19 protein-coding genes are annotated in these 15,824 nt (G+C 49.8%); 4 read left to right on the forward strand and 15 right to left on the reverse strand.

The window, feature by feature from the left end; translation table 11 throughout:
• Positions 1-141: 141 nt before the first annotated feature.
• The 5 genes from JG50_RS0100795 to JG50_RS0100815 form a co-directional block, all read right to left on the reverse strand.
• Entirely contained in the window at positions 142-897 is a 756-nt protein-coding gene (locus tag JG50_RS0100795; protein ID WP_033099202.1) for a YebC/PmpR family DNA-binding transcriptional regulator, read from the reverse strand.
• A gap of 24 nt (positions 898-921) precedes the next feature.
• A complete protein-coding gene (locus JG50_RS0100800) occupies positions 922-1,773 on the reverse strand; it encodes an NAD+ synthase (protein WP_081943630.1) in 852 nt (283 codons plus the stop codon).
• Positions 1,773-2,627, reverse strand: coding sequence for a nitrilase-related carbon-nitrogen hydrolase (locus tag JG50_RS0100805; RefSeq protein ID WP_033099203.1), 855 nt, complete (start codon positions 2,625-2,627; stop codon positions 1,773-1,775). Before JG50_RS0100805 ends, JG50_RS0100800 begins: the two co-directional genes overlap by 1 nt.
• A 70-nt stretch (positions 2,628-2,697) precedes the next feature.
• Positions 2,698-3,642, reverse strand: coding sequence for a phosphotransferase (locus JG50_RS0100810; protein ID WP_081943631.1), 945 nt, complete (start codon positions 3,640-3,642; stop codon positions 2,698-2,700).
• A gap of 18 nt (positions 3,643-3,660) precedes the next feature.
• Positions 3,661-4,314 (reverse strand): LysM peptidoglycan-binding domain-containing protein, encoded by a 654-nt coding sequence (locus tag JG50_RS0100815; RefSeq protein WP_033099205.1) that lies wholly within the window; start codon positions 4,312-4,314, stop codon positions 3,661-3,663.
• 154 nt (positions 4,315-4,468) lie between these two features.
• Between JG50_RS0100815 and JG50_RS0100820 the strand changes: the two genes are divergently transcribed.
• From JG50_RS0100820 to JG50_RS0100830, 3 genes are read left to right on the forward strand one after another with little or no spacing between them, the layout of a single operon-like run.
• Positions 4,469-5,287, forward strand: a complete 819-nt coding sequence (locus JG50_RS0100820; protein ID WP_052153860.1) for a GDSL-type esterase/lipase family protein — start codon at positions 4,469-4,471, stop codon at positions 5,285-5,287.
• On the forward strand, positions 5,271-6,209 hold the full coding sequence (locus JG50_RS0100825; RefSeq protein ID WP_033099206.1) for an ABC transporter ATP-binding protein: 939 nt from the start codon (positions 5,271-5,273) through the stop codon (positions 6,207-6,209). The genes JG50_RS0100820 and JG50_RS0100825 overlap by 17 nt, the downstream gene beginning before the upstream one ends.
• Positions 6,190-7,173 (forward strand): ABC transporter permease, encoded by a 984-nt coding sequence (locus tag JG50_RS0100830; protein ID WP_033099207.1) that lies wholly within the window; start codon positions 6,190-6,192, stop codon positions 7,171-7,173. Before JG50_RS0100825 ends, JG50_RS0100830 begins: the two co-directional genes overlap by 20 nt.
• A gap of 57 nt (positions 7,174-7,230) precedes the next feature.
• Here the strand turns inward: JG50_RS0100830 and ilvE are convergent, their stop codons facing one another.
• The 5 genes from ilvE to JG50_RS0100855 form a co-directional block, all read right to left on the reverse strand.
• Entirely contained in the window at positions 7,231-8,139 is a 909-nt protein-coding gene (ilvE, locus tag JG50_RS0100835; RefSeq protein WP_033099208.1) for a branched-chain-amino-acid transaminase, read from the reverse strand.
• Positions 8,140-8,464: 325 nt separating this feature from the next.
• Complete coding sequence (pheA, locus tag JG50_RS0100840) at positions 8,465-9,334, reverse strand: prephenate dehydratase (RefSeq protein WP_033099209.1); 870 nt, start codon at positions 9,332-9,334, stop codon at positions 8,465-8,467.
• Between the two features lie 11 nt (positions 9,335-9,345).
• Positions 9,346-10,317, reverse strand: coding sequence for a homoserine kinase (thrB, locus tag JG50_RS0100845; protein ID WP_081943632.1), 972 nt, complete (start codon positions 10,315-10,317; stop codon positions 9,346-9,348).
• Entirely contained in the window at positions 10,284-11,351 is a 1,068-nt protein-coding gene (gene thrC, locus JG50_RS0100850) for a threonine synthase (protein WP_033099210.1), read from the reverse strand. Before thrC ends, thrB begins: the two co-directional genes overlap by 34 nt.
• Before the next feature lie 29 nt (positions 11,352-11,380).
• The gene (locus JG50_RS0100855) at positions 11,381-11,824 is read right to left on the reverse strand and encodes an ACT domain-containing protein (RefSeq protein WP_033099211.1); all 444 of its coding nucleotides are present in this window, start codon (positions 11,822-11,824) and stop codon (positions 11,381-11,383) included.
• Between the two features lie 290 nt (positions 11,825-12,114).
• Between JG50_RS0100855 and JG50_RS0100860 the strand changes: the two genes are divergently transcribed.
• Positions 12,115-12,585: a low molecular weight protein-tyrosine-phosphatase gene (locus JG50_RS0100860; RefSeq protein WP_033099212.1), complete on the forward strand. Its 471-nt coding sequence runs from the start codon at positions 12,115-12,117 to the stop codon at positions 12,583-12,585.
• Positions 12,586-12,638: 53 nt separating this feature from the next.
• On the opposite strand, the gene obgE is transcribed toward JG50_RS0100860, so the two are convergent.
• The 5 genes from obgE to rplU all read right to left on the reverse strand — a co-directional run bounded on the left by obgE (position 12,639) and on the right by rplU (position 15,769).
• A complete protein-coding gene (gene obgE, locus JG50_RS0100865; protein ID WP_033099213.1) occupies positions 12,639-13,931 on the reverse strand; it encodes a GTPase ObgE in 1,293 nt (430 codons plus the stop codon).
• 15 nt (positions 13,932-13,946) lie between these two features.
• The gene (locus JG50_RS0100870) at positions 13,947-14,681 is read right to left on the reverse strand and encodes a Spo0B domain-containing protein (RefSeq protein WP_033099214.1); all 735 of its coding nucleotides are present in this window, start codon (positions 14,679-14,681) and stop codon (positions 13,947-13,949) included.
• 107 nt (positions 14,682-14,788) lie between these two features.
• Entirely contained in the window at positions 14,789-15,097 is a 309-nt protein-coding gene (rpmA, locus tag JG50_RS0100875) for a 50S ribosomal protein L27 (protein WP_033099215.1), read from the reverse strand.
• Positions 15,098-15,119: 22 nt separating this feature from the next.
• Positions 15,120-15,458 (reverse strand): ribosomal-processing cysteine protease Prp, encoded by a 339-nt coding sequence (locus JG50_RS0100880; protein ID WP_033099216.1) that lies wholly within the window; start codon positions 15,456-15,458, stop codon positions 15,120-15,122.
• Positions 15,458-15,769, reverse strand: coding sequence for a 50S ribosomal protein L21 (rplU, locus tag JG50_RS0100885; RefSeq protein WP_033099217.1), 312 nt, complete (start codon positions 15,767-15,769; stop codon positions 15,458-15,460). Before rplU ends, JG50_RS0100880 begins: the two co-directional genes overlap by 1 nt.
• Positions 15,770-15,824 lie beyond the last annotated feature (55 nt).

Consider the following 15,824-nt stretch of genomic DNA (forward strand, 5'->3'; position numbering starts at 1 on the left):
AAAAAACAATCTCTTCCTCCTGTATCTGACAAATATTCTTTTCTTATCTCAGACTCAATCCGGTCAACAGCATGCTTTCATACTAAAAAACCTCCCTCAAACCCGCAAGATCTGAGGGAGATCTTCCTCTGTCCGCTTTTTTTAGTCCGCATACTTGGCCAACTCGTCTTCATCCACTTCGATGTTGGCATAAACGTTTTGCACATCGTCATGGTCTTCCAGCGCTTCGATCAAGCCGATCACATCTTTGATCACTTCGCCGTGAAGCTCCACCTTATTGGAGGGGACGAATGTGACTTCAGCGGTGGAGAAGGTGAGATTTTCAGCTTCCAGAGCCTGTTTTACCTCTTCAAAGGATTCCGGGGAAGTGATAATTTCATAAGTTTGCGGATTCGCTTCAAAATCATCTGCCCCGCTCTCGATTGCCAACATCATGATCTCTTCTTCATCCAGATCCGTCGAGTCGCGTTCGATGACCAATATCCCCTTCCGTTCAAACATCCAGGCAACACAGCCCGATTCTCCCATATTTCCGCCGCGTTTGGAAAAAATATGGCGGATGTCGGCGGCCGTGCGGTTGCGATTGTCCGTCAACGCTTCGACCATAATCGCAGTACCGCCGGGGCCGTAGCCCTCGTAAGTGATTGCTTCAAAGTCCCGGCCTTCTCCTGCACCCGCAGCTTTTTTGATGGCCCGTTCAATGTTGTCGCTCGGCATGTTTTGTGCCCTCGCCTTGGCAATGGCCAAACGCAACTGATGATTGTTCGCGGGATCTTTATCCCCGGCGCGAGCAGCAACATAAATTTCCCGTGACAATTTGGCGAAAATCTTTCCACGAAGCGCATCCTGACGCCCTTTTCGGTGCTGGATATTTTTCCACTTGGAATGACCTGCCATTTTACCAAACGACTCTCCCTTCTGTCATAAGCCCCAATCGCGCAAATAGCGGAAATCCATTCCCACGGTCCGCGTACCTGTTTTCAAAATGATCGGCATGGTCCGTTTGTATTGATTGCGGATGATCCGTTTGCTCACCCGTTCAATAAAATCATCTTCAAAACCGAGCGCACGCAGCTGATCAAGCGTATAACGCTGATCAATCATGAAATAGAGCAACCGGTCGACATCGAAATAGCTGAATCCCAGTTCGCTTTCGTCAGTTTGGGCCTCCCACAGGTCAGCGCTCGGGGCTTTGGTAATAATTTGCTCGGGCACGTTCAGATACGCCGACAGTTGACGTACCTGCGTTTTATACAAATCGCCGATCGGGTTGATCGCAGAAGCAGTATCCCCGTATTGTGTTCCGTAGCCGAGCAAAATCTCCGTGCGGTTGCTCGTCCCAACAACCAGGGCATCGTACGCCGCCGACAAATCATACAGAATGGTCATGCGTTCACGTGCCATCTTGTTTCCGCGTCTCAACGGTGTCGCTTCGGGAAACTGCTCAAAATAGGCATCGATTTGCGGCGTGATATCAATCGTGATCGACTCCACCCCGGTTCCATCAATCGCCGCCTGAGCATCTTCGAGGCTGGCCGGGCTGCTCGTTTTGTACGGCATCCGCACCGCCACGACATTTTCCGGCCCGAACGCCTTCACAGCCAGATACAGAGACAGAGCTGAATCAATCCCGCCGGACAATCCGATAATCACCTTGTTAAAACCGGCTTTGTTCACCTCTTCGCGCAAAGCGGTCGTCAGGAGGGTCGTGGCCAGTTCTTCATTCAGCCGCAAATACGGCGCTTGTTCCAGCATTTCTTCGATCATCTGCATTACCATGTTCCCTCCCCTGTCCGTTTACGCTTGATCCGATTCAATTCGCGAATGGTGAGATCCAAATTTTCATCCCGCAGCAGCGGCATTTGGAATCGGGCCTTTTTCACTTTTTCCATGTCGATGTCAACCACAAGCAATGCTTCTTTGAACAAGCCTGCCTTCTTCTCGATTTTGCCGAACGGGTCGACGACGGCTGATCCGCCATAGAAGGTAATGCCATCTTCTGTCCCGACACGGTTGGCAAACAACAGGTAAGTGCCGCTGAGCAAGGCATAATTTTTCAGCAGGGAATACCATGATTCCTGCGCTCTCAATTCCGGCCCGGTCAGATCCTGTCCGGGTGAGTTTGACGGAACGATGATCAGATGGGCTCCATCCTGTGCCAGGAGATAAGGAGCGGACAGATGCCAGAAATCCTCGCAAATCAGCATGCCAAACTGGCCAAACCGCGTCGGGAAACTGCGGATCACCTGGCCTTGTCCAACGTAACGCCCTTCGTCAAACATTCCATATGTAGGCAGATATACCTTCCTATGCAAATAATGAAGATTCCCGGCGGTAAGATAGGCCGCCGAATTATAAAGAATATGCTCAGGGCTGTGTTCGATGAAACCGATGACGAGATCCATTTCGCCTGCTTCCTGGGCCAGCCTTTGGATTTCCGGGCTAAACGGATCCATCGCCATCTCATACGTCAAATCCAACAAGTTATATCCCGTTAAACTGAGCTCGGGAAAAATAAGAAGATCCACTTGTTCTTCACGGGCCCGGTGGATCATTTCCCTGTGCAATTCCACATTGATATCCACTCGGCCCAAGTGTGGTCTGATTTGTGCAAGTCCTACTCTCATGCTTTGGCCTCCTCAGGCAAGAACAAGGCTTAATAAAACCAATCTAAATCATACCATAAGCCCATACGGACTACCAATAGACGATTCCTTTGCAAAACTCTTTCCACTTATCCCGGTGTTCTATTATTTTAACCAAATAAGGGAGGGAATGTTGAGTATAAAAATTACGTTTTTTTTCAGCCAAGCCCACTACTTCCCGAAAGAAATCATTCGGAAATTGAAACAGAGTTGCAATGATTTTTTTCTCAAGCCATGAGAGAGGACGCACGGATTCGTATGCATTCAAAAACATCTCGCCGCAATCTTCATTCCAGTCGTTTTCCGTTAACATCCGGGAGGCCATTTGCCAGACATCACCGGCTTGGCAATCATAATCTGCCGTCTCAAAATCAATGAGCCAGATGGTCCGGTCTTCTCCGATTAACCAGTTATGGCTTGCCAGATCACGATGAGCCAGACATCTTCTTTCATATTCCTGATAGCAAAATTCTTTTAACGGTAGCCGCTCCAACTTTTCCCAGCAACGCAATCCTTCCAGATAGAAATCTTTTCCGACTTTCACCAGCAGTTTTCCCAGATCCCCCTCCACCTTGTTGACGCGCCTCAGCACCTGATAAAAACGCGCGAGGCGTTCTGCCACGCGCTGATAAAGAAGAAAAGCCGCCTCTTTTCGGGGAGGCGTCCATAGTTCCCGTCCTGTCTGATGGAAAGCGGCGAGTATTTTAACCATGCTTTTTACATCTTCAAGCCGTGAATATTTCCCTGACTTTCCCTTAATAAAAGGAGTGAGCAGCCAATTTTGCCCATCAGAGCAAATTGGCAACATGGCCTGAAATCCCCGTTGCCTCAATTCATTGTCCACCCTGCACCACCACTGGAGGCGGCCTGTGTGCATACGCTTGGCAATCCAGTGCATCTGCGCCGTTTCTATATACCAATTCCTTCGATAAGGAGTAATATTACGTACCTCAGTATGTAATATCCGCTCCAATAACTCCCGCCGGGGTCGTTTCATTTTCTTCCCCTTCCCGTGTTACCCTTCGCTTGAAGAGCTTTCTTTTACTGGCCAGTTTGCTGAAACCGGACTGCTGAATGCCGGAGTTGCCTGCTCTTGCCCACCGTAGGGATCTGGCTGATAAGCCTCGGGACTGTAGTTTGACACAGACGGAAAATAGGGAACATGATAACCATATCCTGACCCATAGGGATAGGGAAAAGCGGAAACAAACGGTGTCGGCCCGTATACTGGCTGCGGCCAAAAATGGGATATATGATAAGGATAAGGGCTCACTGGCGGAACCGGGGTCTTGCGGTAACCCCCTTCATCAAAAAACGAAGATTCCGGTGAATCAAACGATGAAGAAAATCCCTGATAATAAAACGGCATTTCCGGAATATGCGGAGGTTTTGGCAAAAAATCCATCTGTTGCTTACGATCCTTTTCCGCTTTTATTGTTTTCCGTTTTTCTTCCTCAGCGGGGACATCCCCGATCTTCGTCTCCATTTCCTTATTTTTCGAAGAAGAGAGGAGAAATTTCCCTGTCGGCACCCGTATTTTCATGCCCGGTTCCAATTCATTTCCTTCAGTCAATTCCGGATTCACTTCGCGCAGCCGTTCAATCGGTGTGTTATACTTTTGAGCGAGTACCCAAAGCGTATCCCCGGGTCTTACAATATGAATCTTCATGAAACAACCCCCTTAACAAATGCTGATCATTATCATCCTATGCACAATTAAGCATTTTTTTCCTTACAGAAATTTTTGTTTAAAAATTGCTTTAAAATAAGAAGGTACTCAAAAAATCCTGCTCAGATCAACTCGACGGAAAGAAGGATCGCTTATGGTAAAAAAATCGCTCTGGAACACAATCTATTTCCTGTCTGTCTGTTCCTTTCTGTTTTTGGCGCTGGGATGTGCCTGGGGCATCCGGGATATTCTTCAGCCGTCCGGTTCCGAAAGCGTGAAGGCCTCATCAAAGCCAAATGAAACTCTTCCCGTCCCGGCCGGCGGATTGCTGCTCGGGCTGGGCGATTCACTGACGCGGGGAATTGGCGACCCCGGCGGGCAGGGGTATTTTGGCATTGTCAAAACGCAATTAACCTTAAGGGAAAAGGAACCGATGAGCAGCGTAAACCTGGCTGTCAGCGGGCTGACGTCCGATGAGTTGCGCCGGCAGATCAAACAGCCGCACATACAAAATCTGCTCAAAAACGCGAAGTGGATTGTCATGACCATCGGAAGCAATGATTTGTTTCAAAGCAGCGGCAGTCTGAAAAAGATCGATGTGGCTGCCGCCGAGAAAAGCCGGCTTCAATATCAGCAAAACCTGACCGATATCCTGACGGAAATACGAACATGCAATCCCAAGGCAACGGTCTATCTGTTTGACATCTACAATCCATTCGGCGACTTGCCGGAAGCAAACCTCGCTTCGCGTCTCGTGACTGCCTGGAACAACACAATTTCGCAAACAGCGGTGCAATTTGATCGCGTGATCGTCATCCCCACGTTTGACCTGTTCGCCATGGATCCGGGGAAATATTTGTACAGTGACCATTTCCATCCGAACCATCTGGGCTATGAGCGCATGGTGGAACGCTTGTGGCAAGTGATCCAAGACCCGCCGAAGGAGGAAACGACTGATGGCCAAACAAAATAAACCGGTGTTGTACGTCGAAGGTTTAAGCAAAACGATTCGCAGGAGAACAATTGTTCAGGATATCTCCTTTGAAGTAGGCGAAGGGGAGATTTTTGGTTTTCTCGGGCCCAACGGAGCGGGAAAAACGACGACGATCCGCATGTTGGTCGGACTGATCCGCCCCAGCAAAGGAAAGGTAAAAATCGGCGGCTATGATTTGCAAACCGACTTTTTAAAAGCGATTTCCCATGTGGGCTGTATTGTCGAAAACCCGGAATTATACCCGTACCTAACCGGAAGGGAAAATTTGGAATTGTTTGCCCGGATGGCCCGCATCGATCATGCCCGTATCCGTGAGGTGGTGGAACAAGTCGAACTGACGGAACGCATCGATGATCCTGTCAAAACCTATTCACTCGGCATGAGACAACGTCTCGGCATTGCGCAGGCATTGTTGGGAAAACCGAAACTCCTCATTCTTGATGAACCGACTAACGGCCTGGATCCGGCCGGAATTCGCGAATTGCGCGCCTTCATTCGCAAACTTGCCCGCAAGGATGGAATCAGTGTTTTTGTCTCCAGCCATATTTTACATGAGGTGCAGTTGATGTGCGACCGTGTGGCCATCATTCACCAGGGAAAGCTGGTTCAAACCGGCCCCATCGGCGAACTCGTCGGAGACCAATCCATGGTCGAATGGAAAATCGAACCGGCCGACCGCGGGCTGAAAGTGCTGCAATCCCTGCCTTATGTCACCCGATGGGAACAGCCGGATGACGGGCGAATTCTCGTTCATATGCCGGCTGAAAAAATAGCGGAAACCAATCGCTCCTTGGTTGATAAGCAGATTCTGGTCCATGAGATCCGCACACACCGCCCGACCCTTGAGGATATCTTTTTGCAAATGACAGGAGGAGTGGAAAGTGCAGCATCTGATCTATAACGAAATGATGAAGCTGATTCGCAAAAAGCGGATCTGGGTCATCGCCCTGATTTTGCTTATTTTGATTCCCATTTTTACATATGCCCAGTACCGGACGACAAAAGAGACCATGGAACGATTGGGCACTTCCGATTGGCATGCGCTTCTGACGCAACAAATCGTTGATGCGCAAAACCGCCTGTCATCCAATCAGATCCCGGATGAATGGAAAAAATATCTGAAATTGAACATTGAGCAGCAACAATACTATTTGGACCATGACATCAATCCGACCGCGCCGGGAGGACCGACCTTTATCCGCAAATTTGTGGAACAGGCGGTCGAACTCTTTTTGCCGCTGCTTGTCGTCATCCTGGCTGCGGATATTGTTTCATCCGAACATTCGGCTGGGACGATCAAGCTGTTGCTAACCCGGCCCGTGCCCCGTTTCAAAATCTTGCTCAGCAAATATATCGCCTTGTTGCTGGGAACTTCTTTCCTCATTCTTATGACGGCCGTTCTCGGTTATGTCATCTCTGGCGCGGTTTTCGGCTATGAAGGATGGACCATGCCGGTTTTAACAGGCTTTTCGCAAAACGGAAACAATCTGGTCACCACCCATGTCCATCTTTTGCCGCAATGGAAATATGACTTAATGGCTTACGGATTGGCCTGGTTTTCCTGCTGCGCGATCGGCACCATCTCATTTATGGTCTCCGTTTTGGTCAGGAGCACGGCTTCAAGCATGGGGATCATGCTGGCAGCCGTGATCTCGGGAGGCTTGCTCAGCCAGTTGGCCCCGTCCTGGGAAGCGCTGAAATACCTTGCCTTTACCAATCTGGGCTTAACCGATTATCTCTCAGGGCATCCGACCCTGGTCGAAGGAATGAGTCTTCCTTTCTCTCTCGCCGTTTTAATCATATGGTCGCTTCTTTCCCTTCTGGTAGCCTTTGTCGTCTTTACCCGCCGCGACATCCTCGCTTGATGGTATTGAAATAAAAAGAGGCTGTATCGCCGGATTGGCAATACAGCCTCTTTTGGCTCATCTCACTTGAGCCTGATGCCCGCCGTAGGCATGAATTCCGTCCACCTTGACGACTTTGGCAAATTCCTCCATTAACTGTTTGGCAATAACCCCCGGTACTCCGGTTCCAATGGAACGTCCGTCAACTTCGACCACCGGAATCACTTCCGCTGCCGTTCCGGTGAGGAACACCTCATCAGCCACATAGACATCGTGGCGGGTAAAAGGCTGTTCTTTGACGACATACCCCAATTTTTCCGCCAGTTCCATGATCGCGTTGCGCGTCACTCCCTCCAGCGCACCGATATAGCAGGGAGGAGTATAAAGAACGCCTCGTTTCACGATAAAAACGTTGTCTCCCGAACCTTCAGCCACATACCCGTTCATTCCCAGCATCAACGCTTCGGCAACACCGGCCTTGTTGGCTTCTATACGAACAAGAATATTATTGAGATAATTTAAGGATTTGATTTTTGGATCGAGAGCATCCGGGATATTTCTCCGCGTCGGCACCGTGATCACGGAAATCCCCTTTTCATACATCTCACGAGCAAACAAGCGGACTTGATCAACAATGATGATCACATTCGGCGACTTACACTTGGAGGGATCAAGCCCGAGATCTCCGGGGCCACGGGAAACGACCAGACGAATGTAAGCATCGCGCAACCCATTTTTGCGAACCGCCTCGCAGACCAGATCCTCCATCTCTTCCCGGGTATACGGCAAATGGAGCAAAATCGATTTGGCAGAGTCGTACAGACGCTCGATATGTTCCTTCAATCTGAAAATATTTCCGTCATAAACGCGAATTCCTTCAAAAATACCGTCTCCATAAAGGAAGCCATGATCAAAAACGGAGACCACAGCTTCTTCTTTCCTCTTGTACTCCCCATTGATAAATACCCAGCGCTCGTCAGCCGTCATGTTGCCTTCCTCCTCGTTTTGGTGATTTTTGTTTACTCAATGACACGATGCAGCGGATATTCCCCAACATCAGAAATTAGAAAAAGCCTCCGACGGCACAGTTTGATCCCTTGCATCAGAACCTGCCGCTGGAGGCTTTTATCCCCACGGTGTACACCATATCCCGGTGCCGATACCGCTTGGTCCAGACTCCCTTGAATCAAATGGACGGAACCCTAGGTACCCTTCTGATAAGACTGAAAATTTCCTCTTAATAAATTTGTAAATCATTATATCCCCATGCTATAAAACTGTCAATCATTTTGTGCAAAATTTGATTTCGACGCTATTTTTTCATAACTTTTTTATAAAAACAGGGGAAGGAACCCAGTATCCGCACATGGCACCCCAACACTTCAATTTCAGAAATGGCCCCCTGCATCAACAGATGGTCAACAGGCAACTCAGCATCGATGATAAAATAATAATTTCCCAGCCCCGTCTTCGTCGGCCGTGATTCTATCCGGCACAAATTGATCTTGCGCCATGAAAAAGCGGCCAAAACCTGATACAACGCTCCCGGGTAATCTGAGGGAAGCGTAATCTGCAAACTCGTTTTGCAAAAATCGGCAGATTGACGGTTTTCCTTCTCTTTCCACCCGACTGCGAGGAAACGCGTAAAATTATTTTGATGATCCTGCATATTTTCCATCAGGATCGACAATCCGTTAAATTCCGCCGCTTTGGCCGGACCGACGGCCATCCATGGTTGATCAGGCTGTTCCTTTATGAGTCCGGCCGCTTTGGCCGTACTGTCGGTAAAGACAAATTCAGCCATGGGCGCTTTTTGCCGAAGCGTCCGTTGGCACTGCGCAATCGCTTGGGGATGGGACAAAATTTTTCTGAATTCCCGCAGCGGACGGTGCTTTTGCGACGGATGAACCATCAGGCATTGCGCAATCGGATAAACCAGTTCGGCAACGATCGGGACATCAATATAATGAATCAGCCAATCCAATGTTGAATTGACCGATCCTTCGATGGCATTCTCCACCGGAACGACGGCAAACTGAACTTCTCTGTCCGCAACTGCTTGCAAACAGTCGGGGATCGTGGAATACGGCTGCAAAACCGCGTGTTTCTCCGGAAATAACCACTCTGCAGCCGCATGGGTAAAGGTTCCAGCTGGTCCCAAATAGGCTACGACTTCTTTCATAACCCTGCTCCTTATATTTTTCCCAAGACTCTACTACGTTTTTGCTCTGCTGTCAACTGGACAAATGCCCCCGTTTGTGACGCTTTCAGGTCAGTGATGTCCGCCGGGATATTCATTTCCGAAAAAACGCTTTTAAAATATCTTGTCAAACGTTCCCCATCCCGGGCAAACGCAAGGATCGTCGGCCCCGCTCCGCTCAAAGCAGCTCCGTACGCACCGTTTTTAACCGCATTTTTCAGAATTTCCCGCAATCCGGGAACCAGCGTTTCCCGATATGGCTGATGAAATAAATCCTGCATGGCAACTTGGAGCAAATCCCACCGTTTTTGCAACAGGGCGGCTACCAGCAGGTTGGCCCTGCTGCTGGATAAAACGGTCGTTTCCTTGTCATAAAAACTGGGTAAAACATGCCGGGCCAGTTTGGTGGAAAGAGGGCGTTTGGGTATGGCAACGACGATCGGCAGATTAGGCGCTTCGCTGGAAAGCAGGTGCGCCTTCCGCCCATCCCACGATCCGATCACCACCCCGCCAAAGATCGATGCCCCGACATTGTCCGGATGCCCTTCGTACTTTGTAGCCCGCTTAAGTATCTCCTCCCGGTCCCATCCAAACTGATACAAATGGTTAACCGCCATACAGGCTCCAACGATGGCGGCCGCGCTGCTGCCCAGTCCGCGGGCAAGCGGGATCTCATTTTCGATCTCCAGTTGAAATGGAATAAGAGAAAGTCCCATTTCAGCGCAAGCCTGCTTCATGACGGAAACAATCAGGTTATCCTGATCCAGTTCAATTCCGGCTCCATACGGCCCGCTGACGGAAAGGCTCAACTCCTTCGCCGGTGAAAAACGCAAGCGCAGATACCGGTTTAATGCCATACCGATCGAATCAAAACCGGGGCCCAAATTCGCCGTACTGCAAGGCACAACCACCTCAAACGGCGCAAACTCTCTCATACGGCCGAATCCATTTCCACATTGATCCATTCCAAAACCGCCTTCATTTCTCCGGGAATCACCTTGGGTTTCACTTCGGTGGCATGAAGCGCCGTTTGCGGATCTTTTAATCCGTTTCCCGTCAATACGCAGACGGCTTTGCTCCCCGGTTTGCATTTCCCAAGCTGCGCCATTTTGATCAGACCGGCTACCGAAGCGGCTGAAGCGGGTTCACAGAAAACCCCTTCCCACTCGGCTATTTTCCGGTAAGCCTCCAAAATTTGCTCATCAGTGACAAAGTCGATGCATCCTCCTGACTCATCCGCCGCCGCTTCCGCCTTTTTCCAACTGGCCGGATTGCCGATGCGAATGGCCGTCGCAATCGTTTCCGGTTCACTAATTGGTTCACCGCGGACGATGGCTGCGGCTCCTTCTGCCTCAAATCCCCACATTTTCGGCAGTTTGCGAGCCTTCCCCGCCTGAACATACTCCTTAAACCCTTTCCAGTACGCGGTGATGTTTCCGGCATTCCCCACCGGAATCGCCAGGATATCCGGTGCTTCGCCCAATTGTTCACAAATCTCGAAGGCGGCCGTCTTCTGCCCCTCAATCCGGTAGGGGTTTAAGGAATTGACCAGCGTAACCGGATACCGGTCCGCGATTTCCCTCACCATGGCCAGCGCCTGGTCAAAATTCCCTTCAATTGCCAATACTTCTGCTCCATAGATGACTGCTTGCGCCAATTTCCCCATCGCGATCCGCCCGTGGGGCACCACGACGTAACACTTCAAACCGAGCCTGGCCGCATAGGCTGCCGCTGATGCGGATGTATTGCCAGTCGAAGCACAGATGACTGCGGTGCTTCCTTCTTCCTTCGCTTTGGCGATGGCCATTACCATCCCGCGGTCTTTAAACGATCCGGTGGGATTGGCTCCTTCGTGTTTGAGATAGACGTTTACACCGATCTCAGCGGACAGCCTTTGTGCATGATAAAGCGGTGTTTCTCCCTCAAACAGGGTCAGATGCGGCGTATGCTCCGTTACGGGCAAATAGGCGCGATAGCGTTCCAAGATTCCTCTTCTCATTATTCCTCTCCTTTGCTGACTCTCTCTTCTCACTCACCTGTTCCTACGACAATAGCCCGTCTGACGCCCGGTAAATCAACGAGCCCCTGTAAGAGTTCATTGATCTCCATCCCTACCTGTGCCGTATCGACAGACATCGAAACATTGGCTTCCCCCTGCAGCGGGATCGTTTGGTGAATGGTTAACACACTGGCACTTGCTGATGCCAAAAAGCTTAAAACCCTGGACAGAATGCCGGCCCGATGCTCCAGGATCATGGAGATGGTCACAATTTTTTCCTTGACCATCGCATGGAACGGGAAAACACCATCCTTGTATTTGTAAAATGAGCTGCGGCTGATTCCCGCTTTCTCCACAGCTTCTTGAACTTTGGATACTTTTCCTGTCTCCAGCAGCTTTTTCGCTTCCAATGTTTTCTGGATCGCCTCAGGCAGCATATCGATTCGAACCAAAGCATAAGGATCTTGCGGCATTATATGTGTCCTCCAATAAAATACATATGTTTCCCCATTACGGACATTTTAACGTGGACTGGTACTGTTAGGCAAGACCCTTTGTAAAACTTTTTCTATGCGAGATCGCTGATCAACCTGGTGGCACAAGGACCTCCCGATTTTGTTCAGATATCTGTCTCATGATTGGGCCGGCAATTTTCATCGATCCGCTTCCATTCTTTTACAAAAAAGGATTGTCTGCATTTGCTTATGGTATAATAAATGGCCGGAACGCCACACATACACCATCGAGATAAGGAGTTGGTATCGTGATTTCCGTTCTTTTTGTCTGTTTGGGAAATATCTGCCGTTCACCGATGGCTGAGGCGGTTTTCCGCCATTACGTCCGGGAGGAAGGCCTGGATGACCAGATTCGCGTCGACTCCGCAGGCACCGGCGACTGGCACACCGGTGAACCTCCGCATCACGGGACGCGAAAAAAACTGGATCAATACGGAATTTCCTATGAAGGCATACGAGCCCGGCAGGTGAAAAAAGAGGATTTTTCCAACTTTACATACATCATCGGGATGGATAACCGCAACGTTGAAAACTTGCACAAGCTTTCCGGCAATTCCGGGGACAACGTGTATCGTTTTGTCGACTTCATTCCGAACACGACCTACACTGAAGTGCCCGATCCATGGTATACCGGTAATTTCGATGAAACGTATGAGCTGGTATCGGCCGGATGCCGCCATTTACTTGACAAAATCAAGCGTGAACATCACCTGGAATAAAAAAAGCAAGCGGAGCTCCAATTTCATTTGGGAGCCGCTTGCTTTTTTCTTGCTCAGTAATCCGCACCATCGCTTAATTCAAATTCCATCTCTCCGATGCGAATCGTATCCCCTTCTTTGGCACCACGCGCTCTCAACGCATCTTCAATCCCCATTTTGCGGATCGTGCGCGCAAAGCGAAGCACACTGTCATGGTATTGGAAGTTGGTGCGCTGAACCAATTTTTCCACCCACTCTCCTTCCACGACATAAACTTCATTTTCGCGGCGGATGGTGAAGGCGGGTTCCTCTTCGGTACTGCGATACACTTTTCGTTCCACAGGCGCTTCCGACACCGGCCGGGCAGACTCTTCCTGTTCCACCTGATCCAGCAACCGGCTGACGGCAAACAACAGTTCCTTTACTCCTTGTCCCGTCGCAGCCGAGATCGGGTAAACCGGCACATCGCCGATTTTTTCTCTGAACCGTTCAAGATGCTCCTCCGCCTCCGGGAGATCCATTTTGTTGGCAGCGACAATCTGCGGGCGATTGATCAAGTCCGCGCGATACTGTCTGATTTCCTCATTGATTTTCAAATAATCCTCATAAGGGTCGCGCCCTTCCGAACCAGCCATGTCAATCACGCGAACAATCACTTTGGTTCGTTCAACGTGACGCAAAAATTGATGCCCCAAGCCGACACCTTCATGTGCCCCTTCAATCAGGCCTGGCAGATCGGCCATGACAAAACTGCGCTCTCCCACCTGAACCATGCCGAGGTTGGGAACCAATGTGGTAAAATGATAAGCCCCGATTTTGGGCTTTGCCGCAGAAACGACCGATAACAGCGTCGATTTCCCCACGCTCGGGTAACCCACCAACCCGACATCAGCCAACAGTTTCAGTTCAAGCTCAACCCAGCGTTCCTGGCCGGGATCTCCGTTTTCCGCGATTTCCGGTGCCGGATTGGCCGGTGTGGCAAAACGGATATTGCCCCGCCCTCCGCGTCCTCCTTTGGCGATCACCGCTCTTTGTCCATCTGTCGTCAGGTCAGCAATCCATTCTCCTGTTTCCGCATCTTTTACAACCGTTCCGGGCGGCACTTTCACGACAAGATCTTCCGCCGATGCACCGTGTTGGGATTTGGAACGCCCGTTCTCCCCGCGTTTTGCTTTGAAGTGACGTTGAAAGCGAAAATCCATCAGGGTACGCAAACCCTCATCCACTTCAAAAATGACATCGCCGCCAGCGCCGCCGTCTCCACCCGCGGGGCCCCCGTACGGCACGTATTTCTCGCGCCGAAAGGCAACCATCCCGTTGCCGCCGTCTCCGCCTTTTACATAAACTTTTACTTTATCCACAAACATGTCCCAGTCACCTTCCTACTCTTGCCGGCTCAAACAACACGCGACCTCCATCCCGTTTCGTCCGGACAGGGTCTCCATTTTCGCTTGCCACCGTTGCAGTTTATTCTTTAAGGTCTTTTCATCCGTTTCCGCAATTCGAAAAGGGAGTTCATCAAGCTGCCAGTTGATTTTCACATGGACCCAAGGGTCATTTTGAACCAGAGAGATCTGAAGTTTTCCGTATCCTTTTTCCGCTTCCCCTTTTGCTTCGAGGAACTGAAACAGCGTCTCCAGAAGTTGAAACAACTTTTTCTCGGCGGCAACTTCCGAAAACCGAATAGCCTTGGGCACATTCCACTCGATTTCCCAGTCTTTAAACCGGTCGTCAAGAATGAGAAGTGATGCGGAAAGCGGAGCATACCTGGACTCAGACAGGTTTCGCTCATGACCCGCCCGTTCCACCAGTTTTTGCATGTACGCTTTGAGGCGGTCTTCCTTTTTCATCATCAAATATCCCATTAAAACTTGGATATGATTCATCCAATCATGCCGCTTGATGCTGGAAATTCGTCTGATCCGTTCCGCTGCGGCGACGGACTCCATCCGGTTTCTCAGCAGATGGGCACAGGCGATGCCGAATCCCAGGGAAAGCAAGGAACCGAGAAAAAAAAGGATTGTGCCTGTCCGACCAAACGGTTGGACGAGCCAGCCCACAAGCAAAACAATCGTGGGAACAAAGGGTAACACCCATTGAAAACCGCTCCGCCTCACCTTGATCTCCCCTATCTTTTGTATGTATGTCAGACCTTATTTTACAGTATTTTTCCACAAAAGAAAAACCCCGGCCGTTTGGCCGGGGTTTCTTCAGCCTAATTCACTCAGGCTTGTGCTGCTGCAGCTTCTTGTGCAGCTACAGGGTAAATGCTTACGCGTTTTTTGTTGCGTCCCATACGCTCAAAACGAACAATACCGTCTGCTTTTGCAAACAAGGTGTCGTCTCCTCCACGACCAACATTTACACCCGGGTAAATTTTGGTTCCGCGCTGGCGAACCAAGATGTTTCCAGCCAAGACGAATTGACCGTCTCCGCGTTTAACGCCCAGGCGTTTGGAGATGCTGTCACGGCCGTTTTTCGTGGAACCTACACCTTTTTTCGATGCGAAATATTGCAGATTGAGTTTCAACATGGTTTCCACCTCTTTCCATTCATTATTGAATCCGTTCTTTCATTTTAACATAGGAAGGAAATTCATCAGCCACATTTTTCAGGGAAACGACCATGGCTTCCATGAGCAGGCGAACCTGTTCCCGCTTTGCAGGATCAGACAATTCCCCCGGGAAACGGCAATCCAGCTTTCCTTCCCTGTCATCATCGGCATGCACCTTGCAGCCGAACATCTTTTCAATGGCATTAACCAATCCGATGGAAATGCCGGAAACTGCGGCACAAACAATATCCGTACCGTGCTCGCTGTAATTGGCGTGCCCCGTGATCAGAACGCGCTCCACCTGCTCCCGGTCGTTTCGCTCCACCAAAATGCGAATCATTATGCTTCGATGCTTTCGATTACAACCTTGGTGAATGGCTGACGATGACCTTTTTTGCGTTTATAATTCTTTTTCGGTTTATATTTAAACACGGTAATTTTTTTGCCTTTTCCGTGCTTAACTACTTTACCGATTACTTTGGCGCCTTCTACAACCGGAGCACCAACTTTGGTTTCATCATCTTTGTTTACGAGCAATACTTGGTCGAAGGTAACTGTGTCACCTTCTTGTGCGTTTAATTTTTCGATGAAAAGAACGCTGTCTTTTTCTACGCGGTACTGTTTGCCGCCTGTTTGAATAATAGCGTACATGAACTTTAATCCTCCTCTTAAAGGACTCGCCATGAACAGGAGAGACTGAAGTCTC

Origin of the sequence: Thermoactinomyces daqus, from assembly GCF_000763315.1 — a bacterium.
Lineage (GTDB): Bacteria > Bacillota > Bacilli > Thermoactinomycetales > Thermoactinomycetaceae > Thermoactinomyces_A > Thermoactinomyces_A daqus.

Coding starts and splice junctions, on each gene's coding strand:
- JG50_RS0100825 (WP_033099206.1), top strand. CDS start 5,271: ATGGCCAAACAAAATAAACCGGTGTTGTACGTCGAAGGTTTAAGCAAA.
- ilvE (WP_033099208.1), bottom strand. CDS start 8,139: ATGACGGCTGACGAGCGCTGGGTATTTATCAATGGGGAGTACAAGAGG.
- JG50_RS0100795 (WP_033099202.1), bottom strand. CDS start 897: ATGGCAGGTCATTCCAAGTGGAAAAATATCCAGCACCGAAAAGGGCGT.
- thrB (WP_081943632.1), bottom strand. CDS start 10,317: ATGGATCAATGTGGAAATGGATTCGGCCGTATGAGAGAGTTTGCGCCG.
- JG50_RS0100855 (WP_033099211.1), bottom strand. CDS start 11,824: ATGCCGCAAGATCCTTATGCTTTGGTTCGAATCGATATGCTGCCTGAG.
- rplU (WP_033099217.1), bottom strand. CDS start 15,769: ATGTACGCTATTATTCAAACAGGCGGCAAACAGTACCGCGTAGAAAAA.
- rpmA (WP_033099215.1), bottom strand. CDS start 15,097: ATGTTGAAACTCAATCTGCAATATTTCGCATCGAAAAAAGGTGTAGGT.
- JG50_RS0100805 (WP_033099203.1), bottom strand. CDS start 2,627: ATGAGAGTAGGACTTGCACAAATCAGACCACACTTGGGCCGAGTGGAT.
- obgE (WP_033099213.1), bottom strand. CDS start 13,931: ATGTTTGTGGATAAAGTAAAAGTTTATGTAAAAGGCGGAGACGGCGGC.
- JG50_RS0100815 (WP_033099205.1), bottom strand. CDS start 4,314: ATGAAGATTCATATTGTAAGACCCGGGGATACGCTTTGGGTACTCGCT.
- JG50_RS0100810 (WP_081943631.1), bottom strand. CDS start 3,642: ATGAAACGACCCCGGCGGGAGTTATTGGAGCGGATATTACATACTGAG.
- JG50_RS0100800 (WP_081943630.1), bottom strand. CDS start 1,773: ATGCAGATGATCGAAGAAATGCTGGAACAAGCGCCGTATTTGCGGCTG.
- thrC (WP_033099210.1), bottom strand. CDS start 11,351: ATGAGAAGAGGAATCTTGGAACGCTATCGCGCCTATTTGCCCGTAACG.
- JG50_RS0100880 (WP_033099216.1), bottom strand. CDS start 15,458: ATGATTCGCATTTTGGTGGAGCGAAACGACCGGGAGCAGGTGGAGCGC.
- JG50_RS0100820 (WP_052153860.1), top strand. CDS start 4,469: ATGGTAAAAAAATCGCTCTGGAACACAATCTATTTCCTGTCTGTCTGT.
- pheA (WP_033099209.1), bottom strand. CDS start 9,334: ATGAAAGAAGTCGTAGCCTATTTGGGACCAGCTGGAACCTTTACCCAT.